9 protein-coding genes and 1 pseudogene are annotated in these 12438 nt (G+C 38.8%); 2 read left to right on the forward strand and 8 right to left on the reverse strand.

What is annotated here, in order from left to right; all coding sequences use genetic code 11:
- Positions 1-4 precede the first annotated feature (4 nt).
- The 5 genes from H4J56_RS02315 to H4J56_RS02335 form a co-directional block, all read right to left on the reverse strand.
- Positions 5-1255 (reverse strand): type II secretion system F family protein, encoded by a 1251-nt coding sequence (locus H4J56_RS02315; RefSeq protein ID WP_182258798.1) that lies wholly within the window; start codon positions 1253-1255, stop codon positions 5-7.
- 83 nt (positions 1256-1338) lie between these two features.
- On the reverse strand, positions 1339-3042 hold the full coding sequence (gene pilB / locus H4J56_RS02320) for a type IV-A pilus assembly ATPase PilB (protein ID WP_182258799.1): 1704 nt from the start codon (positions 3040-3042) through the stop codon (positions 1339-1341).
- 135 nt (positions 3043-3177) lie between these two features.
- Positions 3178-3639, reverse strand: a complete 462-nt coding sequence (locus tag H4J56_RS02325; RefSeq protein WP_182258800.1) for a prepilin-type N-terminal cleavage/methylation domain-containing protein — start codon at positions 3637-3639, stop codon at positions 3178-3180.
- Positions 3640-3799: 160 nt separating this feature from the next.
- Positions 3800-4678, reverse strand: coding sequence for a carboxylating nicotinate-nucleotide diphosphorylase (gene nadC, locus H4J56_RS02330; protein ID WP_404842631.1), 879 nt, complete (start codon positions 4676-4678; stop codon positions 3800-3802).
- A gap of 89 nt (positions 4679-4767) precedes the next feature.
- The gene (locus H4J56_RS02335; RefSeq protein WP_182258802.1) at positions 4768-5286 is read right to left on the reverse strand and encodes a TIGR02281 family clan AA aspartic protease; all 519 of its coding nucleotides are present in this window, start codon (positions 5284-5286) and stop codon (positions 4768-4770) included.
- A 42-nt stretch (positions 5287-5328) separates the two neighbouring features.
- Here H4J56_RS02335 and ampD point away from each other — a divergent pair, with 42 nt between their 5' ends.
- Both ampD and ampE read left to right on the forward strand, forming a co-directional pair.
- On the forward strand, positions 5329-5922 hold the full coding sequence (gene ampD / locus H4J56_RS02340; protein WP_259368145.1) for a 1,6-anhydro-N-acetylmuramyl-L-alanine amidase AmpD: 594 nt from the start codon (positions 5329-5331) through the stop codon (positions 5920-5922).
- Between the two features lie 113 nt (positions 5923-6035).
- Positions 6036-6965, forward strand: coding sequence for a beta-lactamase regulator AmpE (gene ampE, locus H4J56_RS02345; protein WP_182258803.1), 930 nt, complete (start codon positions 6036-6038; stop codon positions 6963-6965).
- 281 nt (positions 6966-7246) lie between these two features.
- Here ampE and H4J56_RS02350 read toward each other — a convergent pair whose 3' ends face one another.
- The 3 genes and pseudogenes from H4J56_RS02350 to H4J56_RS02355 form a co-directional block, all read right to left on the reverse strand.
- Positions 7247-9964 (reverse strand): TonB-dependent siderophore receptor, encoded by a 2718-nt coding sequence (locus H4J56_RS02350; protein ID WP_182258804.1) that lies wholly within the window; start codon positions 9962-9964, stop codon positions 7247-7249.
- A 204-nt stretch (positions 9965-10168) separates the two neighbouring features.
- Positions 10169-10340, reverse strand: a pseudogene (locus H4J56_RS19970) (IS3 family transposase); the annotation flags it as partial.
- 171 nt (positions 10341-10511) lie between these two features.
- Complete coding sequence (locus H4J56_RS02355) at positions 10512-12428, reverse strand: DNA topoisomerase III (RefSeq protein WP_182258805.1); 1917 nt, start codon at positions 12426-12428, stop codon at positions 10512-10514.
- Positions 12429-12438 lie beyond the last annotated feature (10 nt).

A 12438-nucleotide genomic window follows, 5' to 3' on the forward strand; every position in this document is an offset into this window, starting at 1 on the left:
GACATTAAACAATTTTACCAATTTCGAAAATAGGTAAGTACATAGCGATAATTAATCCGCCAATCACTACGCCGAGTACTGCCATTATCATCGGCTCTAATAAACTGGTCAGTGAGTCTACTGCGTCATCAACTTGTTGCTCATATATTGTGGCAACTTTGGCAAGCATATCATCTACAGCGCCTGATTCTTCACCAATCGCAACCATTTGTATAACCATGTCAGGAAAGATATTACAGTTACGCATTGCTAAATTCATTTGCATACCCGATGACACTTCGGCGCGAATTTCAAGAATTGCAATACGAAAAACTGCATTACCAGACGCACCCGCAGCCGACTCTAATGCGTCAGGTAAGGGGACACCGGCGGCAAAGGTGGTAGATAAAGTTCTTGCGTAGCGGGCAACGGCTGCCTTTTCGAGTAAGGCACCAATAACCGGAATTTTTAATATTATTCTATCAACTCGGTCTCTAAAACTTTGGCTGTTAAGATGAGCTTTTTTAAAAAAGAAACTGGCAATAAATAGCCCCGCTAAGCCTAAATACCAATAAGCTTGCATAAATTCCGATAGGGCAATAACAAATAAAGTGAAGGCAGGTAGCTCAGCGCCAAAGCTGGCAAAAATTTCTTGAAATACTGGCACGACAAAAATTAATAATATTGAGGTAACAATGAATGCTATCACTAATACAGAGATAGGATAAGTCATCGCTTTTTTAATTTTAGACTTTAATGCTTCGGCTTTTTCTTTGTAAGTCGCAATACGATCATAAATGGTCTCAAGTGCGCCCGATTGCTCGCCAGAACTGACTAAATCACAATATAAGTCATCAAAGTATTGTGGATGGTCGCGTAAACATTCAGATAATGGAATACCCGATTGCAGTTTATTACTGATATCACCTAACAATCTTTGCATGTTACCATTGTTATGACCTTTACCTATCATTTGAACGGTTTGTACTAAGGGCACACCAGCGCCAAGCATGGTCGCTATTTGCCGAGTAACAATGGCCATATCTGCAGGTATTATTTTTTTGTCATTGGCATTCCCAAAAATAGACTTGGCTTTCTTTTTTACTTTCCCTGGGGTAATGCCTTGTTTGCGTAACTGAGCTTTTAGTTCTAGCATGCTGGTCGCGGGTAGCTCACCGTTAACTTTTTTACCCTTACGGTTTACCCCTTGCCAAACAAACGTATCAAGAGCTTTAGCTTGCGGTAAGTTTCTTTTTTTAGCCCCTGAAGTTGCCATATAGTGTTTACCTGTAAAGTTAAAATATTAATCATTGTTAATACTAGTCAAGATCACTAAAAATAATAGTGAGTGCTTAATTTTTATGCAGAAGTTACACGGTTTATTTCCGCCAAACTTGTTACCCCTTGATGGGCTTTTTCTAAACCCGATTGGCGTAAGTTATTGTAACCTTCTTTTTGACACTGCTGAGCGATATCCATAGAATTACCACCTTCCATAATAATAGAAGACATTTTTTCACTGATTTTTATCACTTCATAAACACCAACTCGACCTTTGTAGCCCCCCGTACATTGATCGCAACCTACGGGTTTAAATAATTTTATTTCGCTAAGTTGTTCAGGGGTAAAACCTTGTTTTTCTAGTTCAGGTCTAGGTATAACATCTTCAACCTTACAGCGATTACATAAGCGTCTGGCTAAACGCTGAGCAATAATAATACTGACCGAACTGGCGACGTTATATGAAGGAACGCCCATATTTAATAATCGAGTCAGGGTTTCTGAGGCTGAGTTTGTGTGCAACGTAGACAACACTAAGTGTCCGGTTTGCGCGGCTTTAATCGCTATTTCAGCAGTTTCAAGATCACGAATTTCCCCTACCATAACAATATCGGGATCTTGGCGAAGAAAAGAGCGCAGCGCATTAGGGAAAGTTAAGCCGGCACGCACATTAATTTGTACTTGATTAATGCCATCTAAATTTATTTCTACCGGATCTTCTGCTGTTGATATATTACGTTCTTCGGTGTTAAGAATATTTAACCCGGTGTAAAGAGACACTGTTTTACCTGAGCCGGTTGGTCCCGTGACTAATATCATACCTTGGGGTTGCGCTAAAGCGTCCATGTAAATTTGCTTTTGCGCCGGCTCATAGCCGAGCATTTCAATACCTAACATCGCACTTGAAGAGTCAAGAATACGCATTACCACTTTTTCGCCCCACATCGTCGGTAACGTTGAAACACGAAAATCAATTGATTTTTTCTTGGACAAGGCTAATTTTATCCGTCCATCTTGGGGGACTCGCCGTTCAGCGATATCGAGTTTTGACATGACTTTTAAACGTGCCGCCATACGAGAGGCAAGTGATACTGGCGGCTTTGCCATTTCAGTTAAAATGCCATCAACACGAAAGCGTATACGGTAAGATTTTTCGTAAGGTTCAAAGTGTAAATCTGAAGCCCCTTTGCGAATAGCATCGAGTAATATCTTATTGATATAGACAACAATCGGTGCATCTTCTTTATCACCGGTAGCGCTATCATCTTCTTGACGCTCTTCTTGAACGTCAATACCTGCAAGTTCCGCAGCATCAATATCGGTAATATCTAAAGCATCACTTTCTTCTTCAAGAATTTTATCAATAAAGACTTGTAGGTTTTGTTCATTGGTTAACACTAATTCGGTAGGAAAACCGGTGTTAAATTGAATATCTTCTAACGCATCTAAATTGGTTGGGTCAGACATCGCGACAAATAACACTTTGCCACGTAAAAATAAGGGCAGTGCATTATGTTTACGGATCAATTTTTCGTTGCGAATGCCATCGGGGATCATTGTACTATCGAAAGCGTTAAGGTCGATTAACGGAAAGCCAAAACTACGAGAGAGTATTACCGCGATACTATCCGCGTTTAAATTTTTATCTTCAATAAGAAATCGTACGAAAGGTTTTGTTTGTTTAAGAAAGTCAGCACTAATCGATTCGACCATATTCTCGGCGACAATGTCATGCTTTAAAAGTGTAGCTAACACACTTGATTGTCCGTGATGTCCTTTCATGTAAACCTTTTAGTCGTAAGGAAAATGTTAACTATAATTATATGTTAACCCGTTTTAAGTTGAGTAAAAAGAAGTGTTGATAAAATTTAGGTAAAAAAAAAGCTCCAGAGGAGCTTTTTAATAATAATAATTATACTAACAAAGTGTAGAACAGTTATCTGCCCAGGTTACTTTACCATTAGCAAGTGTGCCTGTTAATATAAATTCATCGCCCACAAGGATACCACCACCTGCAACAGGCACAACAGTAATAACAGTATTAGTCGCATCAGCAACACCCTCACTTATAGTTACAGAAGTTATTATACCACCGTTATTCGCTGCAGTAACGGCTACTGGAATGCCATTCAAGCTATGACCACAAGTTGCTATTGCTAATGTGTTTTCTACTTGGGCACACACTTCAAGGGCTGATTTGAATGCAGAGCTAGCTAGTACAACTTCAGTATATTTTGCTTTAGCGGTATAAGATTGATACGCAGGTAGTGCAACTGCGGCTAAAATACCGATGATCGCAACAACGATCATTAATTCAATAAGGGTAAAACCCTTTGCTTTATTTAAAGATTTATTTCTTAAAGATTTAACATTGTTCATAATAGGTATATCCATACATGATTACGGGGGCTGAATTTATATTGCGACAAAAATCAGGAAATGTAAAATTTTGTGACACTTTTTTTATCATTTTTTTGATATTAGTTAAAAAAACATCAATAAGTAACATCTTTTTAACTAATTGTGACACGCTAAAATGTTAAACAAAGCGCATAGAAAGGTCAATAGCATTGATATTTTTAGTTAATGCGCCCACTGAAATAAAATCGACACCTGCTTTTGCATAGCTTTTCAGTGATTCTATGGTCATATTGCCAGAAACTTCTAATTTGGTTTTACCTTGTGAAATTTCAGCGGTTGCCATAACCGCTTGCTCAATCATTTCATGACTAAAGTTATCAAGCATAATAATATCGCTGCCAGCCTTTAATGCTTGAGTGAGTTCTTCGATATTTTCAACTTCAACTTCAACCGTTTTATTTGGATGGTTTTTTCGAGCCGTTTGAATCGACTTCTCGATGCCACCACAGGCGGCAATATGATTTTCTTTAATTAAAAAAGCATCAAATAAACCAATACGATGATTAACACCGCCGCCACATGTTACCGCATATTTTTGCGCGCTACGTAAGCCAGGCAATGTTTTTCGGGTATCAAGTAACTTAGTGTTACTCGCCGATAATTCTTTAACATAGCGACTGGTTAATGTTGCGGTTCCGGAAAGGGATTGTAAAAAATTTAAAGCACATCGTTCGCCAGTAAGAAGAACACGTGCGTTTCCAGATAATTCAAATAAAGTGCTATTGGCTTTGACACTTTCGCCGTCGTTAACAAACCAAGTAATATCCGTTTTTGTCTTATGTATCACATCGAGCTGGGCAAAAACTTCGTTAACCCAAGCCACACCACAAATAATACAATCTTCACGGGTAATGATATTAGCAACCGCTATATTTTCCAGTGGAATTAACTCAGCTGTAATATCTTGGCTATTTTTTAATGCGTCGGCGTTATCAACACCTAAATCTTCACATAATGCCCAAGTTACTGTTTTTTTAATATCGTGTTGTAGTTGCACAGAAAGCATTGAATTTTATTCTCTTGTTGGTAAATAATTAAGTGAGTTTTTAGTGGGGCGTTTATCGCCAGTAAATCACAGCAGGTAGATCATTGCTCGCGTAAAACAAGTTTCTTACCTATCTGGCTGAATTCTACCCTTTTTAATGCGCTCATGCCCAATAGAATTTCATTAGACTGCATGCTGGGATTGATGTGGGCGCTAACATCATACAAATAAATATTACCAATACTGAGCTGTTGTAATTCAGTTTGATAAACAGTGGTAGTGCCATTGGCCGTATTAACGAGTGACGGTCTGTTTCCCTTGAGCTGCAATTGCTCTGCTATATGAGCGGGAATCGACACTTGTGTTGCTCCAGTGTCGAGTAAAAAAACCACGGGCATCTCATTTATTTCACCATGTACTACATAATGACCTTGGCGGTTTTGTTGTAATGTTACTTCCGCTTTACCCTGTGTATTTAAACTCATCTGTGGATCTTTGTTAGGATCCCATTGCTTATCAAGTACATCTTGAAAAAAAAACACCATTAATGCCAACGCAATTAACCACGCTAACCAAATAAATATTTTTCCCATTTTGTTTGTCGAATCAAATTCAGTCATACTCTGTTCACAAATCTTGAAATTAAATATTAAAGCTATTGTATGACGAAAGACTTAAAAAATAAATTGTCCACCAAGCAAAATAGTAATATGCCTATTATCAGTGGCTGGCTTGTGAATGAAGAACAACAAAAATCACCACATTTTAGTGTGCGAGATAAAAATGATACGGTTCATTTATTGGTTGTACATAATATCTCATTACCGCCAAATCAATTTGGTGGTGGCTATATTACTGATTTTTTCTTAGGAAAGTTAGATAGCAAAGCACATTGCTATTTTGAAGAGATTGCCCAGCTAAAAGTTTCTGCTCATTGTCTGATAACCAGAGTAGGGCATATTATTCAATACGTTTCATTTGATGATAAAGCTTGGCATGCGGGTGTATCCTCCTATCAGGGGTTTGATAAATGTAATGATTTTTCTATTGGTATTGAGCTTGAAGGCGCTGATGATATTCCTTATGAAGCGGCGCAATATCATACTTTGGCGCAATTAACCCAAGCATTGCAACAATGTTATCCCGACATTAAAAGTCATATAGCCGGGCATAGTGATATTGCGCCAGGGAGAAAGACAGATCCGGGTGATGCTTTTAATTGGCAACATTTTCATGATTGTTTAAAGTCTAGTTAATTCAATAGCAAAGGGTATATACTCGTTACCAATGAAAATGCAGATATCAGAGTGTTTGAATGGCCACGGCGATATACTCATTTTACAAATGGATAATAAATTAGGAAAACTATATGAGTCTTATTAGCTTACTTATTGCCTTGGCGGCAGAGCGTTACTTGTCGACGACAGCGTGGCAATTTCAAACCTATTTTCATGCTTATGTTGATCTATTTAAACGCACTAAATTAATGCATTTAGCCAAACCGTCAATTGTCTCACAGCTTATCTTTATTGCCATCCCCGTTGTTGTTTGTGACTTATTGCTCGAGCTTGTTGATGATGGCTTACTCTATTTAATCTTTTCAACCTTGATTTTGATTGTTTGTTTTGGTTGTACGAAAACGCGGCAGAGCTACAAAGCCTATTTATTGTCGGCTTTTCGAGGCGAGCCGACAACATGTGAATTGCATCATAGCCAACTGCAACAAGATACCTGCAGCGCACCAATGAGTTTTGGTCAATTATTAGTATGGTTAAATTACCGATATTTTATTGCCATTATGATTTTATTCGTTGTCTTTGGACCCGCTGGTGCATTATTTTATCGTCTACTAGTGACCATGAATGAATGTCCTGAAGTGCTTGCAGAAGAATGTTCAGACAAGCAAGAAAAAGCTAACGCTGAGGTTGAGGTTGATGAAGCCGATGTTGAAGTAAATAATGAGGCTAAAACAACAGATTCTATGGAAAAAAATGAATCTCAGTTATTGAAAGATATGCTCTTTTGGGTCGACTGGTTGCCAGTACGCATGGTTGCTTTTGGTTATATGCTGGTAGGACACTTCTCAAAAGCCATGCCGGTATGGTTAGAAAATTTATTTGATATCAACAAGCAGCCCAACCAAATATTGATTAGCGTTGCGCAAAAGTCTGAAGACTTTATGGTTGACCCTGATGACTGTACTGCGGAACCTTGTTTATTAGTGAGGTTGGCAAAGCGGACTCTGTTGTTATGTCTAGCTGTTATAGCGGTATTAATATTAACAGGTATCCTTAACTAATCTCTTTTTTAAACTTTTTGGATGGCACCTCGTGACATCCTTTTTCAAGTACTGAGCCAACCACATAGTGATATTTTTGCATAAGCGTTAGTATCACTATTAATTTGAACGTGTTCAATCACCAGTAAAATATTACCCTGCCTTTTTAAAGCGCGTCTTTCTTTTTGATTTTCGCTTAAAAGGCACTTTGGGTAATTGCTCAAAAGACTGTTGTTCCAAGCCTCCCTTTAATCGTGCAGTTGGCATTTTGGCCATTTTGGCATACCTGTCCTTTGACTCTGCTAAAATTCGTAATTCACCGATAAACGTACTGTTCTTGGTGTTTGCCAACTAGTTGGTAAACCGTAACTCGCGCTCTTTAATGGCGAAGTTACCGCTATGGTATTATCTTCATCGTCCCACATTTCATCCACTTGGGTAACACTGGCTGAATTTAACAGGTTGAATACTTCGACACGTAAAATAACAGTAGAGTCGTCTAAGTCAAACTGATAGCTAGCAGACACATCAAGGGTCATCACACTGTCGGTCCGACCTTTTGAACCGCGGGGTACTAATTGTCCTTGGGCGTAAAACGATTCAGCGCTATAGGCTTGTGCACTTTCATCCGTTGGGTGATAACCAAATGCGTTTACAGGCCGACCCGATTGATAACTGAAATTAGCCGCTAAGTTTAATTGCTCAGTGATTTGATACGCCCCGTATATCTTAACTTGATGACGGCGGTCGTTGGGTAAATCACCGTAGGAGCCATCCATTAGACCCGGCAGGTCATATTGTGGCGTTATTCCAGTATTGATGCGAGTGTTGTCTTGGCGGTTGTCTGAGCGAACTAAGCCTTCATAATTACCTTTTGACTTCGACCAAGTATACGTGGCATTTAACATCCACAGTCCGTCCCATGCATGTTCAAGTGAAAAACTCATCGCCGTATATGTGCGCTCGGGCTCTGCGTAGCCTAAGTCGGCGGCTGAAATAGTATATTCTTGATATTGGAGTGGCCCGTCATCGTCTGGGTTCGCCTTGATGGTCACATCCTGCCCTGGGTTGGCCAATATATAGTAATGAAACCCCGAACATTGGGTACAACTGGCATTAAATTCTCGCTCAAGATAACGATTAAAGCCCGCGTCTACGCTTATATCTTCAACCGCCATAGCTAAATTACGGTAAGTACCTTCAACAGTCAGCAGCCAGTTGTCTGTGACGGGCATTTTAAAACCAATATTAACGTTGTCAGACGTCATTGGTTTTAAATCTTTATCGGCAATGTCGTAGTTTTCAGGAGGAGACCCATAATGATAATAGTCAAAGTGATAGATTGGAGTGCTAAGATTGGGGATTTGTAAAATCGGATCGGCGAAGCCATCAAAGGCATAATAATCTTGCCTGTAGGTTTCACTCCCTCCGAGTCGCAAGTTAGCATTCATTGGAATAGGTGAGTAAAAGCGACCAGCATTTAGCCAAAGTCGCGTTCGGCCATCTGCTGATAAGTCATAAGTTAGGCCCAAACGTGGCGCCCAATGGTTATCCATGGTTGAGAAGTTTTCTCCGACTCCATCAGCATTTTTGAAGGAGTCGCTGCGCAACCCAAAGTTTACTGTTAACAGGTCGGTGGCTTGCCATTTGTCTTCAAGGTAGTAGGCGATATTTTCCGACTCATAGCTACCGCCCGATTCATATTGACGGTGACGGACTTGCCTGAATTGGGGGGTGTCGGGATCGGTATAATCGTCGACGTAAAGTAAGTAATAAGCGCCACCCGAGTTGATGGTACGCTGGTTTGCTGTTAATTTCTCGGCGTCGAGTCCAAAACTTAACTCGTGACTACCGAGCGTCCAATTAATATCAACACGAATAGTCTGGCGTTCATCGTCTCCTTCATCAATTAGAAAATTAAGAAATTGGCCCTGTTTAACAAACTCTCCGGCACTTTCATAAAGGTAATACACCACAGGGTTGTCATCCAGTTCATTTTTACTGGTACGTTCAGCTTCATGGACACCATACTGGACGCTTAACGCGAAATCATCGGTGATAATCGAGGTATATTTTAGCGTCCAATTTGTGCCTCCCGTGTAGTCAACCCCATTGTGCGACTCTATCGTGTCGCCATGGGGGCTGACGATTTGGGTGGCGTTATTACTGCTATCGGAAAACAGCGTGAATTCCAGCAGATTGTTATCGGTAATATAGCCGTCGAGCTTCATTCCCCAATACGGATCTTCTTCCGTGACTTGATATCGGGCTTTATTATTCGGCCCCGGATTAATCGGATCGCTCGCAAAATTACTATACTCCACTTTTCTAGGGTTGAATAAAACATAGAAAAATAGCTGATCTTCAATCAATGCACCCGACGCCCAAAGATTAGTGTCTATATTTGAGTATTCACTGGCCCGATTGTCAATAAAATATGAGCCATCCGCTAACGTAACTGATGGGGACGACTCTCGAAGAAAATCAGGTTCATAATTCAGGTTTATACCCGCCTTAAATTCGTTACTCCCCGATTTTGTTTCAGCGTTGATCATGCCACCGTGATAACGGCCGTATTGAGCGGAATAACCATCGGTTATAACCTCGACAGACTCGAACATATCAAAAGGTACAGTCGCAAAACCGGTATTATTTCTAACATTGGTGATATTAAGGCCATTGACATAAAACACATTTTCAGCGACAGAGGCGCCATTAATAGCGGGTAAATTTCCAAACGCGGTGTCGCCTTTTACGGTACCTGGTGTGAGCATTATCACGTCGGTGAGTGAACGACCTATTGGAATTTTATTGTTGACCAAGTTATTTGTTGATTGGTCTAATGCATCGACTACCTTATTACTAGATCCGTCTTTTGTGACCGAAGAGAGAGTCTGTTTTGCATGTTTGTTGATCATTTTGCTGGCGATGATATTATTTGCGAATGCAGAACTATGACAGACTATTGTAAAGGCCATTGTAACGGCCACCGTAACTAGGTTTTTATTAAACTCTTTCATTTACGATCCCTATAATTTGAGCTTATTTGTCTTTGATTTGTACTTACTTACGGAGCTTGAGAAAGTACTAAGACTATTATTATTAACTATTAACTCTAGTTTGCATTATGGGTATTTATTGTGCAAGTCTCTATTTTTTAATAAATATTTGACTAACCCTTTTACTGTTTTTGTAGTATTAAAATTTCCCCAGTATGATCTTCCATTATAACGGTGAGGCCTAACTTTGCTGTAATATCCAATAATATAGTTAACTACTGAGTTTTCAGCTTCAAAAAATGAGCGATAACCCGTTGTTGGTATTCATTGTTTTTTAAACGTCTAAAAACCCTTTCATTGAGCTATTATCGCAACAGTTTCCACGACGACTCATTGCTCATTTTATCAGCTCTCCATGAGTGTCAAATTAATATTCGCACTTCATTTCATTGCTTTAGTCAGTAATGATATTATTGATATAGTCATAGCAAGATAGGGTTAAAATTAAATACAGATACTTAATAAACTAACGAGTCTACTCTAGACAATTAGCTTTAATAGATGATTTTTATGTTGCTCGCTTTCTATTTCTTTTTTTAGTAAATCTTCTTGGGGTATTGGATTGGGGCAAATCAGTAAATGCAATATCTTTAACTTCAAGGATGAGTTGTTGTAAGTTTTTTTCAACACCTTTAATAAAGAACTGGTAGTTGAGTGTTTTATTACTTATTGATTCTAGCTGTGACTCCCATAGTGCTGTCATGTCAGGCTGGGAGATTTGAACGGGTAAAGAGGTAATGAGTTTTTTCCCAATCTCTGTTGCTCTTATATCCTTTCCTTTTCTCACTAAAAATTGACGCTTAAACAGGAGTTCTATAATACCAGCACGTGTTGCCTCCGTACCTAGTCCATCAGTATCTCTTAGTAACTTTTTTATTTCAGCATTCGTCACATAACGAGCTATGCCGGTAAGGGCACCTAATATCGTTGCATCAGTAAAGTATTTAGGTGGGCTAGTATTTTTTTCTACAAGCTCGCCATGTAAACAATGCACGCAATCACCCGCTATAACATTGGGTAACTTAATCGCAGAAAATTCGGAATTATCTTTACTTTTATTAGAGCTAGGAAATAAATCTTTCCAGCCATTTTTAATGATATCTTTTTGCTTACTGATAAATAAACCACCATCAATAATAGTGTCTATTTGCTTGTCCATATATTCAAAATTTGAATAAAATTGTGCAATATACTGCCGAGATATTATTTCATAAATTTTAGCTTCATCATTTGATAGTGCGCCAGTTGGGGTGTTTTTAGCTGTGGGTATAATAGCATGATGAGCACTGACTTTTTTATTGTTCCAAGCTCTACTTCTTATCTTTAAATCTGCATTTTTTAACATATCGGCTAATTTCTCAGATACGTTACTCATAGCGTTGGTTACGGCAGGTACATCATTGAGGTGTTCGGTCGGTAAGTATTGGCAATCTGATCTAGGGTAAGTTATTAATTTGTGCTTTTCATAAAGTTGCTGACAGATATCTAATACTTGCTTTGCACTCATACCAAAAGCTTTAGCGGCTGATATTTGTAAGCCAGATAAACTGAAAGGTAATGGTGCTACTTGCTGTTTTTTATCCTGTGTAACCTTTTCAATTTTTGCCGGTTTGTCATTAATACGATTGACTACATTTTCAGCTAGCTTTTTTGATAATATGCGTTTCTCTTCATCCATGAAAGGCTCACAAGCCTTACTTGGCTTCCACTTACCCTGATACTTTTCACCGTTTTTTGTCGTGATATGAGCAAGTACTTCATAAAAAGGCTTTGAGATGAAATTTTCTATTTCAATATCTCGGTTTACCACTAAACCTAATATCGGAGTCTGTACCCGACCAATTGATAATACGCCTTGATAGCCTGATTTCTGCCCTTGTAAAGTACAAAGACGAGTCATATTTAAGCCATAAAGCCAATCAGCTCTAGCTCTTGATAATGCTGAAACAGCAAGAGGGATATAATTTTTATTAGGTTTTAAGTTATCTACCGCTTTTTTAACCGCATTAAAATTCATATCGGTTATTAGACACCTCAAAGCATTATCTATTTTGGATTTAGATGCTCCGCTAAAGCTAATCGCTTCATCAACTAATATTTGACCTTCACGATCCACATCACCAGAATTTACGATGGTATCAGCTTGTTTTATTAGCCTTTTTATAACGGTCAGTTGTTTTCGAGTTTTTGGTTTTGGTTTTAACTTCCATTGCTCAGGAATTATGGGTAAATGTTCAACTACCCATTTTTTATATTTAATATCGTAATCCTCAGGTGGAGCTTGTTCTAATAAATGTCCTATGCACCAGGTAACGACATCGCCATTACCTGCTTCTATATAACCATCATTTTTTTTATGAGGTTTAGGTAGTACGTCTACAATTGCTCTTGCTAAGCTAGGTTTTTCTGCAATAAATAATTTCATAAATATTAAG

Source organism: Colwellia sp. BRX8-4 (genome assembly GCF_014077345.1).
Classification (GTDB): Bacteria; Pseudomonadota; Gammaproteobacteria; order Enterobacterales; family Alteromonadaceae; genus Colwellia_A.

Coding starts and splice junctions, on each gene's coding strand:
- ampE (WP_182258803.1), top strand. CDS start 6,036: ATGAGTCTTATTAGCTTACTTATTGCCTTGGCGGCAGAGCGTTACTTG.
- pilB (WP_182258799.1), bottom strand. CDS start 3,042: ATGAAAGGACATCACGGACAATCAAGTGTGTTAGCTACACTTTTAAAG.
- H4J56_RS02335 (WP_182258802.1), bottom strand. CDS start 5,286: ATGACTGAATTTGATTCGACAAACAAAATGGGAAAAATATTTATTTGG.
- H4J56_RS02325 (WP_182258800.1), bottom strand. CDS start 3,639: ATGAACAATGTTAAATCTTTAAGAAATAAATCTTTAAATAAAGCAAAG.
- ampD (WP_259368145.1), top strand. CDS start 5,329: ATGACGAAAGACTTAAAAAATAAATTGTCCACCAAGCAAAATAGTAAT.
- H4J56_RS02315 (WP_182258798.1), bottom strand. CDS start 1,255: ATGGCAACTTCAGGGGCTAAAAAAAGAAACTTACCGCAAGCTAAAGCT.
- H4J56_RS02350 (WP_182258804.1), bottom strand. CDS start 9,964: ATGAAAGAGTTTAATAAAAACCTAGTTACGGTGGCCGTTACAATGGCC.
- H4J56_RS02355 (WP_182258805.1), bottom strand. CDS start 12,428: ATGAAATTATTTATTGCAGAAAAACCTAGCTTAGCAAGAGCAATTGTA.